The organism is Patulibacter defluvii, from assembly GCF_034096925.1.
Classification (GTDB): domain Bacteria; phylum Actinomycetota; class Thermoleophilia; order Solirubrobacterales; family Solirubrobacteraceae; genus Patulibacter; species Patulibacter defluvii.
Map to the genome: position 1 here is coordinate 90,668 of NZ_JAWZSQ010000010.1, position 14,377 is coordinate 105,044.

Annotated in this window: 16 protein-coding genes; 10 read left to right on the top strand and 6 right to left on the bottom strand. The window is 75.3% G+C overall.

Features of this window, described 5'->3' with window-relative positions:
• Nucleotides 1-29: 29 nt before the first annotated feature.
• Complete coding sequence (locus SH587_RS12375; RefSeq protein ID WP_320670928.1) at nucleotides 30-1,214, bottom strand: metallophosphoesterase; 1,185 nt, start codon at nucleotides 1,212-1,214, stop codon at nucleotides 30-32.
• Nucleotides 1,215-1,311: 97 nt separating this feature from the next.
• Between SH587_RS12375 and SH587_RS12380 the strand changes: the two genes are divergently transcribed.
• Both SH587_RS12380 and SH587_RS12385 read left to right on the top strand, forming a co-directional pair.
• Nucleotides 1,312-1,968, top strand: a complete 657-nt coding sequence (locus SH587_RS12380; RefSeq protein WP_320670929.1) for a hypothetical protein — start codon at nucleotides 1,312-1,314, stop codon at nucleotides 1,966-1,968.
• Nucleotides 1,969-2,093: 125 nt separating this feature from the next.
• Complete coding sequence (locus SH587_RS12385; protein WP_320670990.1) at nucleotides 2,094-2,609, top strand: GNAT family N-acetyltransferase; 516 nt, start codon at nucleotides 2,094-2,096, stop codon at nucleotides 2,607-2,609.
• A 3-nt stretch (nucleotides 2,610-2,612) separates the two neighbouring features.
• Here SH587_RS12385 and SH587_RS12390 read toward each other — a convergent pair whose 3' ends face one another.
• Entirely contained in the window at nucleotides 2,613-3,368 is a 756-nt protein-coding gene (locus tag SH587_RS12390) for a peptidylprolyl isomerase (protein WP_320670930.1), read from the bottom strand.
• Nucleotides 3,369-3,457: 89 nt separating this feature from the next.
• Between SH587_RS12390 and SH587_RS12395 the strand changes: the two genes are divergently transcribed.
• Genes SH587_RS12395 through SH587_RS12410 form a run of 4 tightly spaced genes read left to right on the top strand, consistent with a single transcriptional unit; the run spans nucleotide 3,458 to nucleotide 7,335 of the window.
• Nucleotides 3,458-4,438 (top strand): diacylglycerol/lipid kinase family protein, encoded by a 981-nt coding sequence (locus SH587_RS12395; protein ID WP_320670931.1) that lies wholly within the window; start codon nucleotides 3,458-3,460, stop codon nucleotides 4,436-4,438.
• Nucleotides 4,435-5,832 (top strand): MurT ligase domain-containing protein, encoded by a 1,398-nt coding sequence (locus tag SH587_RS12400; RefSeq protein ID WP_320670932.1) that lies wholly within the window; start codon nucleotides 4,435-4,437, stop codon nucleotides 5,830-5,832. The genes SH587_RS12395 and SH587_RS12400 overlap by 4 nt, the downstream gene beginning before the upstream one ends.
• Nucleotides 5,829-6,602, top strand: coding sequence for a class I SAM-dependent methyltransferase (locus SH587_RS12405; RefSeq protein ID WP_320670933.1), 774 nt, complete (start codon nucleotides 5,829-5,831; stop codon nucleotides 6,600-6,602). Before SH587_RS12400 ends, SH587_RS12405 begins: the two co-directional genes overlap by 4 nt.
• The gene (locus SH587_RS12410) at nucleotides 6,595-7,335 is read left to right on the top strand and encodes a type 1 glutamine amidotransferase (RefSeq protein ID WP_320670934.1); all 741 of its coding nucleotides are present in this window, start codon (nucleotides 6,595-6,597) and stop codon (nucleotides 7,333-7,335) included. Before SH587_RS12405 ends, SH587_RS12410 begins: the two co-directional genes overlap by 8 nt.
• Nucleotides 7,336-7,361: 26 nt before the next feature.
• On the opposite strand, the gene SH587_RS12415 is transcribed toward SH587_RS12410, so the two are convergent.
• Entirely contained in the window at nucleotides 7,362-7,880 is a 519-nt protein-coding gene (locus SH587_RS12415; protein WP_320670935.1) for a putative endonuclease domain-containing protein, read from the bottom strand.
• 195 nt (nucleotides 7,881-8,075) lie between these two features.
• On the opposite strand from SH587_RS12415, the gene SH587_RS12420 reads away from it, so the two are divergent.
• Genes SH587_RS12420 through SH587_RS12435 form a run of 4 tightly spaced genes read left to right on the top strand, consistent with a single transcriptional unit; the run spans nucleotide 8,076 to nucleotide 11,771 of the window.
• Nucleotides 8,076-9,275, top strand: a complete 1,200-nt coding sequence (locus tag SH587_RS12420) for an ABC transporter ATP-binding protein (RefSeq protein WP_320670936.1) — start codon at nucleotides 8,076-8,078, stop codon at nucleotides 9,273-9,275.
• Nucleotides 9,272-9,997 (top strand): ABC transporter permease, encoded by a 726-nt coding sequence (locus SH587_RS12425; protein WP_320670937.1) that lies wholly within the window; start codon nucleotides 9,272-9,274, stop codon nucleotides 9,995-9,997. Before SH587_RS12420 ends, SH587_RS12425 begins: the two co-directional genes overlap by 4 nt.
• Nucleotides 9,994-10,761 carry an ABC transporter permease gene (locus tag SH587_RS12430; protein WP_320670938.1) on the top strand — a complete coding sequence of 256 codons (768 nt, stop codon included), beginning with the start codon at nucleotides 9,994-9,996 and terminating at the stop codon, nucleotides 10,759-10,761. Before SH587_RS12425 ends, SH587_RS12430 begins: the two co-directional genes overlap by 4 nt.
• On the top strand, nucleotides 10,758-11,771 hold the full coding sequence (locus SH587_RS12435) for a glycine betaine ABC transporter substrate-binding protein (RefSeq protein ID WP_320670939.1): 1,014 nt from the start codon (nucleotides 10,758-10,760) through the stop codon (nucleotides 11,769-11,771). Before SH587_RS12430 ends, SH587_RS12435 begins: the two co-directional genes overlap by 4 nt.
• A gap of 60 nt (nucleotides 11,772-11,831) precedes the next feature.
• Here the strand turns inward: SH587_RS12435 and SH587_RS12440 are convergent, their stop codons facing one another.
• From SH587_RS12440 to hflX, 3 genes are read right to left on the bottom strand one after another with little or no spacing between them, the layout of a single operon-like run.
• Nucleotides 11,832-12,347, bottom strand: coding sequence for an O-acetyl-ADP-ribose deacetylase (locus tag SH587_RS12440; protein ID WP_320670940.1), 516 nt, complete (start codon nucleotides 12,345-12,347; stop codon nucleotides 11,832-11,834).
• A 17-nt stretch (nucleotides 12,348-12,364) separates the two neighbouring features.
• Complete coding sequence (gene dut, locus SH587_RS12445) at nucleotides 12,365-12,817, bottom strand: dUTP diphosphatase (protein WP_320670941.1); 453 nt, start codon at nucleotides 12,815-12,817, stop codon at nucleotides 12,365-12,367.
• 33 nt (nucleotides 12,818-12,850) lie between these two features.
• Entirely contained in the window at nucleotides 12,851-14,194 is a 1,344-nt protein-coding gene (gene hflX, locus SH587_RS12450; protein WP_320670942.1) for a GTPase HflX, read from the bottom strand.
• Between the last annotated feature and the right edge of the window lie 183 nt (nucleotides 14,195-14,377).

The following is a 14,377-nucleotide window of genomic DNA, read 5'->3' on the forward strand; positions in this document are numbered from 1 at the left end:
GGGCGGGTGCCGCCGCCCGCCGACCCCGGTCAGGCCCCGCCGTCCTCGTCCTCGCCCAGCAGCTCGGCCTCGGCGTCGACGTCGTAGAGGTCGGGATCGTCGTCCGGCGTCCCCGCCCCGGCGTCCTCCTCCTCGGCGGCCGCCGACACCGCCCGCGGCTGACGGACGTAGCGCTCCGGCGGCACGTCCTCCAGCAGCCGCACCACCTGCGGCGTCCGCTCCCCCTCCAGCAGCAGCGCCCCGCCCGGCCAATACGGCGCGCGGACGTCCTGGGGCGAGACCAGCAGCGGCTCGTGGACCCAGCTGCCGCTGTTCCACAACCACGGCCCGTCGGGGTCGGGATGCCAGGGACCGAGCGCCTCCTCCGCGTTCAGCGGCCCCAGCCGGTGGACGTGGCCGAAGAGCACGTGCCGCGCCCGCGGCAGCACGCCGAGGTCGGCGCAGACGCGGCGCAGCGCCTCCAGCCCGCCGGCCTCCAGCCGCCGGTCGAGCAGGTCGGCCCCCAGCGGCGCGATCCGTTCCGCCCGCGCCCGCGCGCGAGGGTTGTCGCCGCCGGCGATCAGCGCCTTGCCGAGCGCCCGCGCCAGGCCGGTGAAGCGCTCGATCCCCTCCTCGAACGCGTCCGGCAGGTCGCGGACCACCAGCGAGGCGGCGGCGACCGAGGTCGTCCGGCCCAGCTCGTAGGCGTCAGCCGGCCCGAGCGCGCCCTCGCCCGCCGCGCGCGCGATCCGGGCCAGCGGGGTCGACGCCAGGTGCAGGTCCAGGTAGTGGCCGTGGTGGGCGTAGACGTGCGGGGCCAGCCAGGCGCCCGGGTACTGGACCCGGACCCGGCCGTCGCGCGGCCGCAGCGCGGCGGAGACCTCGGCCAGCGACTCGGTCGCGTCCTGGGGCACGCGGGTGGCGGCGCCGAGCGGCAGCTGGTCGGCCCGCCGCTGCCGCAGCCAGGCCCGCACCAGCAGGTGGTCGTGGTTGCCGGGGACGACGACCACCTCGCCGCCCTCCATCGCCTGCCCGAGCGCCCGCAGGACCGGCTCGGCCTCGGCCAGCGCGCCGGCCACGCGCCCCTCCAGCAGCTCGACGACGTCGCCCAGCAGCACCAGCCGATCGACCCGCCGGACCGCGGCCACCAGCGCCTCGAGCGCCGCCGGCTGCCGCAGCACGTCGCGCAGCCCGCGCGAGCCGAGGTGCAGGTCGGAGATGACCAACGTCCGCATCCGTCCGCGAACGATGCCCGAAAGCCGCCGCCGCCGCACGCGGCCCCGGTCGGCCGCCACGGGGAGGCGGCGCCGAAGGAGTACCATCGCGAACCCGATGGCCAAGCAGCAGCAGCGTCAGATCCGGATCGAGCAGCGCGGCGCGCTGGCCGCCATGCAGCAGCTCGAGCAGCGCTCGGACGACGACCTGCTGCGGGAGACGCGCAACCGCGCCGCCGCGATGGCGATCCTCGGCAGCCGCGCGGCCGAGCGCTACGACGCCGTCGCCGCCCGCCGCTACTTCCAGCAGGCGCTGGCCGCGGCCCGCCCGCAGGAGCGGCCGCAGATCCGGCGGATGGCCGAGGCCGCCCTGGCGCTGGCCGAGCGCCGCTCCGGCGACCTCGCCGCCGCCGCCCAGCGGCTCGGGCAGGAGGCGCCGACCGGGCGCCAGCTGTTCCTGCTGCGGCTCTCCGGCCTGCTGATCCCGCCGCCCGGCACCGGCGGCTGGCGACGCGCCCGCGGCGTGCTGCTGATCATCCTGCTGCTGGTGCTGCTGGGCGCGATCGGCACCGGGCTGGTGGCCCTGATCGCGCTGCCCTTCGGCGGGCTCGACACCGCCTCGACGATCGTGCTCGGCGTGCTGGTGCTGGTGGCGGTCCTGGTCGGGCTGGTGCTCTGGGGCCGCCGGCGCCAGCGGGCGGCCCAGGAGAAGCGCGCCGCCCAGGCCCAGCAGAGCCGCGAACCGACCAACCGCGCCGCCCGCCGGCGCGGCTGAACGGTGGCCGCGGCACCCCCGCGGCGGCCGCTCGGCGTCGATTTCCTCCCCCGCTGCCGGGTCCGGCCCGGTAGCCTCGGGTCGTGACGGATCCGCATGGCACCCTCCGGACCGCGCGCCTCGTCGTGCGCCCGATGGACGTTGGCGACTTCGACGCCCTGCTCCAGGGGCTGCAGGATCCGGACCGCCCGTGGGCCACGGGCTACCCGCTCGACGAGAGCCTGGTGACCGCGGCGATGGCCCAGGAGCGGCTGCGCGACGCCCGCCGCGGCGGCCGCGACGTCGGTCCCTGGACCCAGTACCAGCTGATCCTGGCCGACGAGGGCCTGGTCGTCGGCGACTTCACCTTCCTCGAGCCGCCCGGCCCCGACGACCGCGTGGCGCTGGTGACGTTCTCGATCGCGCCCGAGCAGCGCGGCAACAAGTACGCCACCGAGGCGGTGCGGGAGATCGTCGCCTGGGCCAAGGGCCGCAGCGACATCCGCGGCCTGCGGGCCGACACCGACCTGGTCAACCCGGCCAGCCACCAGGTGCTGCGCAACGCCGGCCTCTCGGTCGTCCAGGACGACGGCGACCGCCAGCTCTACGAGCTGCGCTGGGAGCGACCGGAGCGGGTCACCCGCACCCCGGTCGCGCGCTGAGCGCTAGCCCTTCTTCAGGGTCGCCTTCTCGATCACCACGACCTGCGCCGGCGGGCCGTCGCCGGTCGGCTGGGCGGTGCCGAGCTGGTTGATCCGCTCGGCGACGTCGATCCCCTCGGTGATCTTGCCGGCGATCGCGTAGTCGGGCGGGAGGCCGGCGTCGGCGCCGGTGACGACGAAGAACTGGCTGCCGGAGGTGCCCGGCGCCTCGGCCGCGGTCTTGGCCATCGCGACGATCCCGCGGGTGTAGGCGGCGTCCTTCGGCGGCGCCTCGACGACGCTGTAGCCGGGGCCGCCGGCGCCCTGGCCGGTCGGGTCGCCGCCCTGGATGATCGGCGGGTTCTGGGCGATCCGGTGGAAGCTGAGGCCGTCGAAGAACTTGGCCTTCACCAGCGAGGCGACCGAGGCGGCGGTCTTCGGCTGGCGGGCGGTGTCGAGCCGGAAGCTGAAGCTGCCGCAGCTGGTGGCGAAGGTCACCGTCCACTTGCCGCTGAGGCGGGCGGGGCGCGGCTCGGGCAGGTCCGGCTCGTCGGTCCGCGGCTCGGGCGCGTCGACCTCCTTGCAGCCGGTGTCCGGGTTGGCCGCGTCGGTCTCGGTGCTGGCGGTCGTGGCCTGGGTCGTCGCCGGCTCGGTCGTCGCCGAGCTGGTGCTGTCGCCGTCGTCGCTCCCGCAGGCCGCGAGCCCGGTCGAGAGCGCCAGCGCCGCGAGCAGCAGCGGCAGGCGACGGGCGGTGGACGGGAGGGTCGTTCGGCTGGCCACGCGGCCAGGATATCCGCGGGCCGCGGCGGACCGTCGCGTGCGCGAGCGCACGACGAGCCGCCGCCGGCTCCGGGATGATCCGGCTCGTCGTGCCGACGTCCCCCGCCACCGCCCCACGGCCGCTCGCGCTGCTCGCCAACCCGTCGGCCGGCGGCGGCCGCGCCGGCCGCGTGCTGCGGGCGCTGCAGCAGGCGCTCGCCACCCGCGACGCGCCCTTCCGCGCCGTCGGCACCCGCGACGCCGCCCACGTCCGCCGCGCCGCCGCGGGGGCCGCCGAGCGCGGTGAGGTCGTGGTCGCGATCGGCGGTGACGGGATGCTCGGCCTGGTCGCCGACGCGCTCGCCGACCGGCCCGAGGCGACGATCGGCGTCGTCCCGGGAGGTCGCGGCAACGACTTCGCCCGCTCGCTCGGGCTGCCGGCCGACCCGGCCGCGGCCGCCGCGGCGCTGCTCGACGGCGAGCCGGTCGCGATCGACGCCGGCGCCGCCACCGACGCCGCCGGCCGCACCCGCACCTTCCTCTCGATCGCCTCCTGCGGCTTCGACTCCGAGGCCAACCGGATCGCCAACGGCCTGCCCGCGCAGCTCGGGTCGAGCGCCTACGTCGGCGGGCTGGTCGGGGCCCTCGCGCGGCTGCGGCCGGCCCGCTACCGGGTCACCCTCGACGGCGAGACGCTGGTCCACGACGGGCTGACGGTGGCGGTCGCCAACGCCGGCACCTACGGCGGCGGGATGCGGCTGGCGCCGGGCGCCTCGGTCGTCGACGGCCGCTTCGACGTCGTCCTGCTCGGCCATCCCGGCCGCGATCCGCGGCGCTGCGACGGCCGCGACCGGCTGCGGCTGCTGCAGGTCCTCCCCCGCGTCTTCCGCGGCACCCACGTCGAGCTGCCGCACGTGCGGGTGCTGCGCGCGGCCACGGTCCGGGTCGAGGCCGATCGCGACTACGAGGTCTACGGCGACGGCGACCCGATCGGCGCGCTGCCGCTCTCGTTCGCCGTCCGCCCGCGGGCGCTGCGGGTGATCGTCCCGCCCGGCCACCGCTCGCCCGCGCTCGCCGGGGGCCGCGCATGAGCCGCACCGGCGTCCCGCTGACCGCCGCGATCGGTGCCGCCCGTACCGCCGGCCGTGCCGCGCGGGCCTCCGGGCGCGGCGGCACCAGCCTGCCCGGCAAGGTCCTGACGCGGCTGCGACCGGACGCGATCGGGCGGATGGCGTCGCGACTGGAGCACGGCTCGGCCGTCCTCAGCGCGACCAACGGCAAGACGACGACGGCCGCCCTCGCCGCCTCGATCCTCGAGCGCCACGGCGAGACGCTGGTCCACAACCGCCAGGGCGCGAACATGGCCGGCGGGATCGCCGCGACCCTGCTCGACAGCTGGCGGCGCGGCCGGCCCGGCGGGCAGCTGGGGCTGTTCGAGGTCGACGAGTTCTGGCTCGGCGGCCTGGTCGACGAGCTGCGGCCGCGGGTGCTGCTGCTGGCCAACCTCTTCCGCGACCAGCTCGACCGCTACGGCGAGCTGGAAGCGATCGCCGACCGCTGGCGGGCGATGGTCGAGGCCGCCGGCCCGCCGCCGGACGGTCCGCGGCTGGTGCTCGGCGCCGACGACCCGGCGGTCGCCGACCTCGGGCTCGGGCGCGACGACGTCCTCTACTTCGGGGTCGAGGACACCTCGGTGGCGCTGCCGGCGGTCGAGCACGCCGCCGACGCCACCACCTGCCGGGTCTGCGGCGCGGCCTACGTCTACAGCGCGTCGTTCGTCGGCCACCTGGGTCACTACGCCTGCCCGCGCTGCGGCCACGCCCGGCCGCGGCCGCAGGTGACGGCCGAGCGGGTGCTGCTGGAGGGCACGACCGGTGCCCGGGTGACGCTGCGGCTGCCGGACGCGACGGTCGAGGTGCGACTGCGGCTGCCCGGGCTCTACAACGTCTACAACGCGCTCGCCGCCGCGGCGATGACCAGCGCCCTTGGCGTCCCCGCGGCGACGATCGCGGCCGGGCTGGAGACGACCGCCGCCGCCTTCGGCCGGGCCGAGACGGTGGCGATCGACGGCCGCGAGCTGCGGCTGCTGCTGGTCAAGAACCCGGCCGGGGCGAACGAGGTCGCGCGGACGCTGACGCTGGCCGAGGACGACCTCGACCTGCTCGCCGTGCTCAACGACCGGATCGCCGACGGCCGCGACGTCTCGTGGGTCTGGGACGCCGACCTCGAGCAGCTGGCGCCGCGGGTCCGTCACGTCACCTGCGCCGGCACCCGCGCGGCCGAGATGGCCGTCCGCTGGAAGTACGCCGGCGTCGACCCGCAGCGGATCGCGGTCGTCGCCGCGGGGATCGGCCCGGCGCTCGACGCCGCCCTGGCCGCCGCCCCCGGCGGCGTCCCGCTCTACGCGATCCCGACCTACACCGCGATGCTGGAGCTGCGCGAGGAGCTGGTCCGGCGCGGCGCGGCGGAGGGCTCCTTCGCATGACCCGATCGACCGCCCCGCCCGCCCGCGACGCCGACCTCGACCACGTCCGCTGGCACGACCTGGAGTGCGGCGGCTACGAGGCCGACCTCGAGCTGTGGCGGACGCTGGCCGCGGCCCGCTGGGCGACGGCCGGCGGCGGCCGGATCCTCGACGTCGGCTGCGGGACCGGGCGGGTGGCGCTCGACCTGGCGCGGGCGGGCCATTCCGTGCTGGGGGTCGACGTCGACCCGGTGCTCTGCGCCGAGCTGCGGCGACGGGCGTCGCTGCGCGGGCTGCCGGCGGGCGCGACGGTCGGCGACGCCCGCGAGCTGGCGCTCGGTGAGCGCTTCGGGCTGGTGCTGGCGCCGATGCAGACGATCCAGCTGCTGGGCGGGGCCGAGGGCCGGCGACGGTTCCTGGCCGGGCTGCCGGCGCTGCTGCGGCCCGAGGGGCGGGTGGCGATCGCGCTGGTCGACGACGTCGAGCCGTTCGACGACGAGGACGCGGCCACGATCGCCCCCGACATGCGCGACCACGACGGCACGGTCTACGCCAGCCGGCCGGTCGGGGTCCGGGTCGAGGGCGACCGGATCGTCCTCGACCGCGTGCGCGAGATCGTCGACCCGACCGGCGAGCGGCACGAGACGCGGGATCGGATCGTCCTCGACCGGCTCGACGGCGAGCGGCTGGAGGACGAGGCCCGGGCGGTCGGCCTGACCGTCCACCCGCGGCACGAGGTGGCGGCGACCGAGGACCACGTCGGCAGCCAGGTGGTGGTCGTCGGTGCCTGAAGGTCGCACGCTGCGGGTCGCGGCGCTCTACCCGGAGCTGCTGAACATCTACGCCGACCGCGGCAACCTGCTGATGCTGGAGCGCCGCTGCGCCTGGCGCGGGATCGGCTTCGCGCTGACGCGGACCACGATCGGCGACGCGCTCGATCCCGACGGCCACGACCTGCTCTACCTCGGCGGCGGTCAGGACCGCGACCAGCGGCTCTGCGCCGAGGACCTGGTGGCGACCAAGCGCGAGGCCGTCCACGCCCACGCCGACCGCGGCGGGGCGATCCTCGCCGTCTGCGGTGGCTACCAGCTGCTCGGCCACCACTACGCGCTCGACGCCGCGACGGCGCTGCCCGGCGTCGGCCTGCTCGACCTTCACACCGAACGCGGCGAGGGACGGCTGATCGGCAACGTCGCGATCGAGGTCGACCTGCCCGGCGTCGGCCCCCGCACCCTCGCCGGCTTCGAGAACCACGGCGGCCGCACCCTGCTCGCCGACGGCCAGCCGCCGCTGGGACGGGTCCTGGCCGGCCACGGCAACACCGGCTCCTCGGGGTCGGAGGGCGCGATCCGCGGCAACGTGATCGGGACCTACCTCCACGGCCCGCTGCTGCCGAAGAACGCCTGGTTCGCCGACTGGCTGATCGCCACCGCCCTCGGTCTCTCCCCCGACGCGCTGGCCCCCCTCGACGACGCCCTCGAAGACGCCGCCCACGCCGGCGCCCGCCGCGCCGCGGGGGTCTGAGGCGCCTCGAACGCCGTTTTGGGACGTCAGACGTCCCATAGCGGCCCCTGGTCGCGGCGGGCGTCGGAGGCGTGGCCCTGGGGCGGCGCGTGGCCGTCGCGTCCGTCGGCCTCGACCGCCAGCCGCATCCGCGGCCACGCGAAGTCCAGGACCCGCCAGGTTCCGCCGGCCCGCAGCCGGTACTGCGGGACCGGCGGCGGAAGCGGGGTCTCGGTCGCGAGGAAGACGGCCAGATCGCCGGCGAGGGGACTGTCGCCGGTCAGCCGCACCTCCAGCCGAGCATCGACGCGCCGCACGATCGCGATCCCCGGGTGGCGCGGCATCCGCTCCTCGGCTTCGGCGAACGACGCCGGCGTCAGCAGGCGGCGGTACTGCCCCTCGCGGATCAGCCGCCGGACCCGCGCCTCGCCGACCCGCGGCGCGAGGTCGAGGATCGTCCGCGCCGCCGCGGTCACCGGCAACCCGACGACGGCGGCCACGTCGGCGCGATCGACCGCCCCGCGGACCGCCAGGACGTCGCGGCCGCGGAAGCGGTGGGGCCGCACCGTCGTCACCTGCTCCCGCAGCGGCGATCGATCGACCAGCCCGAGACCACCGTCCTAAATCGGACGCACCCTCCCGTTCAATCCCTTAAACCCGATCCGCTTTCGGGTACCAAGGACGTAACGTCCGCACCCGGCTGCTAGGCTCGCGCCTTCGCAGGGTCGACCGACGGCCTCGCGTCCCACCAGGAGCCCGGGATGTCCTCTCCCTCCCCGACCCCGTCCGACCCCGCCACGTCCCCCGGGTCCGAGCGTGCGCCCGCGCAGCTCCAGTTCGTCGACGTCGTCAAGCGCTACCCGGGCGCCGACGCGCCGACGATCGAGTCGCTGTCGCTCGAGGTCCCCGCCGGCGAGATCCTGGTCCTGGTCGGCCCCTCCGGCTGCGGCAAGACGACCGTGATGCGGATGGTCAACCGGATGATCGAGCCGAGCGGCGGCCAGATCCTGATCGACGGCCAGCCGAACACCGCCCGCCCGGCCGCCGAGCTGCGCCGCGACATCGGCTACGTGATCCAGCAGACCGGGCTCTTCCCCCACCGCACGATCGCCGAGAACGTCGCCACCGTCCCGCGCCTGCTCGGCTGGACCAAGGAGCGGATCGCCGCCCGCACCAACGAGCTGCTCGACCTCGTCGGCCTCGGCGCCGAGATGGCCGACCGCTACCCGGCCCAGCTCTCCGGCGGCCAGCGCCAGCGGGTCGGCGTCGCCCGCGCGCTCGCCGTCGACCCGCCGCTGATGCTGATGGACGAGCCGTTCGGGGCGATCGACCCGATCACCCGCGAGCGGCTCCAGAACGAGTTCCTGCGCCTGCAGGAGACGCTGCGGCGGACGATCGTCTTCGTCACCCACGACATCGACGAGGCGATCAAGATGGGCGACCGGATCGCCGTCATGCGCCCCGGCGGCCACCTGGCCCAGTACGCGACCCCGGCCGAGCTGCTGCTCTCCCCCGCCGACGAGTTCGTCGAGCAGTTCGTCGGCGCCGACCGGGCGCTGAAGCGGCTGGCGCTCGGCCGCGTCCGCGACCTGGCCCTGGAGGAGGCGGTCAAGGTCCGCTACGGCGACCCGACCGCCTGGGTCCGCGAGCAGCTGCGCGGCGCCGCGATTCCCTACCCGCTGGTGGTCGACCCCGAGGGCCGGCCGCTGGCCTGGCTCGACGACGACGACCTCCGCGGCGAGCGGGTCGCCGACGGGATCGGCTCGGCCGTCGCCACCGTCGAGCGCGACGACGTGCTCCGCGACGCCTTCAGCGACGTGCTCGCCCACCGGGTCCAGTTCGCGGCCGTGGTCGACGCCCGCGGCGCGCTGATCGGCGTCCTCTCCAGCGACGCGGTCGCCCGCGAGCTGGCCCCCGGGCCGGCGCCGGTCGAGCCGGTCGAGGCCGGAGGCGCCGCGTGAGCGTGCTCCCGATCCTGGCCCAGGCCGGCGAGGGCTTCGTCCGCGACCGCTCCAGCGGCGCCGGCGCCTCGTGCGTGGCCAACGACGGGATCTGCCCCGGCTGGATCGTCGACCACTTCGACCGCTACGTCGACCCGCTGCTGCGCCACGTGCTGCTGACGGTGGTGGCGCTGGCGATCGGCTTCGCGATCTCGTTCACGCTGGCCCTGATCGCCCACCGCCGCCGCTGGCTGGTGACCCCGATCGTGCAGGTGACCGGGATCCTCTACACGATCCCGAGCCTGGCGCTCTTCTTCCTGCTGCTGCCGATCACCGGTCGCGGCTTCCTGACCGCCGAGATCGCGCTCGTCTCCTACACGCTGCTGATCATCTTCCGCAACGTGGTGACCGGGCTCGACGGGGTCCCCCGCGACGTCGTCGACGCCGCCCACGGGATGGGCCTCGACGAGCGTCAGGTGCTGTGGCGGGTGGAGATCCCGCTGGCCCTGCCGGAGATCGCCGCCGGCCTGCGGATCGCCGCCACCACCACCGTCGGGCTGGCCTCGCTGGCCTTCTTCGCCGGCGCCGGCGGGCTCGGCGACCCGATCTACGCCGACCTCAACTTCAAGAGCAACGTGCTGGTCGCCGGCGGGCTCTGCGTGCTGCTGGCGATCGCGCTCGACGTGCTGGTGCTGCTGGTCCAGCGGCTCCTGACCCCCTGGACGCGGGCGGTGGCGACATGAGCACCCCGCTGGCCGCGCTCGGCCTCTTCGGCGACGCGATCGACTTCCTGCTCCACGCCCGCGAGTCACGGGCCGGCGGCAAGGAGGTCGGCGGGCTGGCCGACTTCGGCGGCCTTGCCTGGACCCACCTGCAGGTGACCCTGGCCGCGGTCGGGCTGGCCGCGCTGGTGGCGCTGCCGCTCGGGCTCTACCTGGGCCACAAGCGGCGCGGCGGCTTCCTCGCCGTCTCGGTCAGCAACGTCGGCCGGGCGGTCCCGAGCCTGGTCCTGATCGCGCTCTTCATCGCCTTCCTCGGCGTCGGCTTCCTGAACGTGACGCTGGCGCTGGCGCTGCTGGCAATCCCGCCGATCCTGACCAACGCCTACGTCGGCGTGACCCAGGTCGACCGCGACGTGATCGACGCCGCCGTCGGCCAGGGCCTGACCGACCGCCAGGTGATGCGCCAGATCGAGCTGCCGCTGGCGCTGCCGCTGATCTTCGGCGGCCTGCGGACGTCGGTCGTCAACGTGATCGCCACCGCCACGATCGCCCCGCTGGCCGGCGTGATCACGCTCGGCGACCCGATCCTCTCCCAGGGCGTCTACGGCGACGCCGGCAAGCTGGCGGCGGCGATCGTCGTCGCGCTGCTGGCGGTCGTGGCCGAGGTCGGCCTCGGCGCCGCCCAGCGGGCCGTCACGCCCGTTCCCCTCCGCGGCACGCCCGGCGCGACCCGGCGCGGCCGCTTCCTCGTCAAACCGGCCGGAAAGGGCCTGAGCACCTCATGACCCAGCAACGATCCCTGCCGCAGGTGCGGCTGTTGGTCCTCGCCCTGCTCGCGCTCGTCGCGCTGCTCGGCCTCGCCGCCTGCGGGGACGACGACAAGAGCGACGGCGACGCGACGTCGGCCTCGACCGCGAGCACGGCGACCACCTCCGACAGCGGCGCCGCGATCACCTCGAACCCGGCCAACGCCAAGGTCAAGATCACGATCGGGTCGAAGAACTTCACCGAGCAGAAGGTGCTCGGCGAGGTCTACGCCCAGGCCCTTCAGGCCGCCGGCTACACGGTCGACAAGCAGCTCAACCTCGGCGACGAGCAGACGGCGCTGAAGACCCTCAAGCAGGGCGACATCTCCGCCTACCCGGAGTACACCGGGACCGCGCTGCTGTCGTTCTTCGGCGTCAAGACCGACGCCCTGCCGCACGATCCGGCCGCCGCCTTCGCCCAGGTCAAGACCGACTTCGCCAAGGACGACCTGGTGGCCCTGCCGCCGACGCCGTTCACCTCCTCGAACGAGGTCGCGGTGACCGAGGCGACGGCCAAGAAGTACGGCCTGACCAACATCTCCGACCTGGCCAAGGTCGCCAAGGACCTGACGCTCTACGGCAGCCCCGAGTGCCGCCAGCGGCTCGACTGCCTGCTCGGCCTGCAGAAGACCTACGGCCTGAAGTTCAAGAAGTTCGTCCCGGTCGACCTCAGCCAGCGCAGCAAGGTGCTGAAGGACGGCCAGGCCGACGTCTCGATCGTCTTCACCACCGACCCGCAGAACAAGCGCGAGAAGTTCGTGCTGCTGAAGGACGACAAGGGCATGTTCCCGCCCTACAACTCGACCCTGGTCGTCCGCAAGGACGTCTACGACAAGGCCGGGCCCGACCTGGAGAAGGCGATCGCGACCGTCAACGCGAAGCTCGACGCCGACGTCGTCCAGGAGCTGAACGCCCGCGTCGACCTCGACAAGGAGACGCCGGAGCAGGCCGCCGGCGAGTACCTGAAGCAGTTCGGCTTCGTCAAGTAGCCGCGGCCACCCCGCGGAACGCCGGTCGACGGGTCGCCCACGGGCGGCCCGTCGCCGTTCTCAGGCCGCGTGGTCGAGCGCGGCGGCGAAGGCGGCCAGCGCCGGCTGGTTGAAGAGCCAGAAACGGGCCTCGACCAGCTGCTCGTGCTCGGCCAGCGCGGCGCGGGTGGTGACGACGGCGATCGCCGCCGCCTGCTCCAGCGGGTAGCCGTAGATCCCGGCCGAGACCGCCGGCAGCGCCACCCGCCGGCAGCCGTGCTCGGCGGCCAGCGCCAGCGCGCTGCGGTAACAGGAGGCCAGCAGCTCGGGCTCGCCCGCCTCGCCGCCGCGCCAGACCGGGCCGACGGTGTGGATCACGTGCTCGACCGGCAGCCGCCCGGCGCCGGTGATCTTCGCCTCGCCGGTCGCGCAGCCGCCCAGCAGCCGGCACTCGGCCAGCAGCTCGGGCCCGGCCGCGCGGTGGATCGCCCCGTCGACGCCGCCCCCGCCGAGCAGGCTCGAGTTGGCGGCGTTGACGATCGCGTCGGCGCCCTCGTCGGTGGTGATGTCGCCCAGGTGCAGCGTGATCGCGCCCATGGCGGGACTCTAGGCGCTCAGCGACCGGTCGAGCCGAAGCCGCCCGCGCCGCGGGCCGTCTCCCCCAGCTCGTCGACCTCGATCGCCACCGGCAGCGCCACCGGCACCACCAGCAGCTGGGCGATCCGCTCACCGGAGGAGGCGATGAACGACTGCTCGCGGTCGCTGTTCAGCAGCAGCACCCGCAGCTCGCCGCGGTAGCCGGCGTCGATCGTCCCCGGCGCGTTGACCAGCGAGACGCCGTGGCGCGCGGCCAGTCCCGAGCGCGGCACGACCAGGCCGACGTGGCCCTCGGGGATCGCGACCGCCAGCCCGGTCGGGACCATCGCCCGCTCGCCCGGCTCCAGGTGGACCGGCTCCAGGCAGCAGAGGTCGAGGCCGGCGTCGCCGGGGTGCTGGCGGACGGGCAGCCTCGCCCCCGGGTCGAGACGCCGGAAGGTGATCGTCGAGACGCCGCTGGACTCGCTCACGGCCCGCAGGATCGCAGACCGGCCGGCGGCCGATCAGGCCTCGCTGGCGGCCGGCTCGACCCGGAAGCGGTCGTAGCGGGCGACCAGCTGGCGCGGCAGCCGCGCCCGCACCAGGACCCCGTCGGGGCGGTGCTCCTGCTCCAGGTCGCCGGCCAGCTCGTGCAGCTCGGCCAGGGTCGCGCCGGCCGGGTACGGCACCAGCAGCTCGACCGGGCGCAGGGTCGACTCGAAGGCGCGCTCGATCCGCTCGGCCAGCCGTCCCAGCCCCTCGCCGGAGGCCGCGGCCACCTGGACCGCGTTCGGGAACCGGATCCGCAGCTGCTCGCGGCGGGCGTCGTCGAGCAGGTCGCACTTGTTGAGCACGATCAGCGGGGCGATCCCGCCGCCGACGCCGACCCCGTCCTCGATCGCGCCGATCTCCTTCAGCACGCCCTCGACCGCGTGCAGGACCGCGGTCAGCTGCTCGTCCGGCTGGCTGGCGTCGACGACGTGCAGCAGCAGGTCGGCGATCACCGTCTCCTCGAGCGTGGCGCCGAACGCCTCGACCAGGTGGTGGGGCAGCTTGCGGATGAAGCCGACGGTGTCGGTCAGCAGGTAGGTGCGCCCGTTCCAGCGCAGCGTGCGGGTGGTCGGGTCGAGGGTGTGGAAGAGCCGGTTCTCGACCCCGACCTCGGCCCCGGTGAGGGCGTTCAGCAGCGTCGACTTGCCGGCGTTGGTGTAGCCGGCGAGGGCGACGTTCGGCACGTGCGAGGAGCGGGCGCGCTCGGCCCGCATCACCGCCCGCGTGCCCTTGACGTCGTCGAGCCGCCGGCGCAGCTTGGCGATCCGGTCGCGGGCCAGCCGGCGGTCGGTCTCGATCTGGGTCTCGCCGGGACCGCGGGTGCCGACGCCGCCGACCCCGAGCCGGTCGAGGTGGCTCCAGAGGCCGCGCATGCGGGCGAGGTTGTACTGCAGCTGGGCCAGCTCGACCTGGAGCTTGCCCTCGGCGCTGTGGGCGTGGGTGGCGAAGATGTCGAGGATCAGCGCGGTCCGGTCGAGCACCGGCATCGCCAGCCGCCCCTCCAGGTTGCGCTCCTGGCGCGGCGACAGCTCGTCGTCGGTCACCACCAGCGTCGCGTCGAGCTCGGCCGCGCGGGCCTTGATCTCGTCGAGCTTGCCCTCGCCGACGTAGCTGTTGGGGTGCGGCTCGTCGCGGTGCTGGACGATCTGGCCGACGACCTCGACGTCGGCGGTCCGCAGCAGCTCGCGCAGCTCGGACAGGTCGTCGCCGGCCGGCAGCACGCCGACCATCAGCGCCCGCTGGTCGGCGGCGGCGCGCTGCTGCTCCAGGTCGTGGGGATGGGTCGTCCGGGACTGGCCTCGCTGGCGATTCGTCACTGCCCTCCAGTCTACGCCTGGTCGTCCGGCCGGGCGAGGGGCGGGGCGACCCAGGGGTGAACGTCACACGCCGGACCGGCCCCCGCCGCCGTGTCGCGCTCCCCACCGAGCGTGTGGGCCAACGTCGCACACCCTGCGACCGCGCCCCACCGTGCGACGTTCACCCCCGGCCAATCGATTTGA

Coding starts and splice junctions, on each gene's coding strand:
- SH587_RS12405 (WP_320670933.1), top strand. CDS start 5,829: ATGACCCGATCGACCGCCCCGCCCGCCCGCGACGCCGACCTCGACCAC.
- SH587_RS12440 (WP_320670940.1), bottom strand. CDS start 12,347: ATGGGCGCGATCACGCTGCACCTGGGCGACATCACCACCGACGAGGGC.
- SH587_RS12380 (WP_320670929.1), top strand. CDS start 1,312: ATGGCCAAGCAGCAGCAGCGTCAGATCCGGATCGAGCAGCGCGGCGCG.
- SH587_RS12400 (WP_320670932.1), top strand. CDS start 4,435: ATGAGCCGCACCGGCGTCCCGCTGACCGCCGCGATCGGTGCCGCCCGT.
- SH587_RS12435 (WP_320670939.1), top strand. CDS start 10,758: ATGACCCAGCAACGATCCCTGCCGCAGGTGCGGCTGTTGGTCCTCGCC.
- SH587_RS12430 (WP_320670938.1), top strand. CDS start 9,994: ATGAGCACCCCGCTGGCCGCGCTCGGCCTCTTCGGCGACGCGATCGAC.
- SH587_RS12375 (WP_320670928.1), bottom strand. CDS start 1,214: ATGCGGACGTTGGTCATCTCCGACCTGCACCTCGGCTCGCGCGGGCTG.
- SH587_RS12420 (WP_320670936.1), top strand. CDS start 8,076: ATGTCCTCTCCCTCCCCGACCCCGTCCGACCCCGCCACGTCCCCCGGG.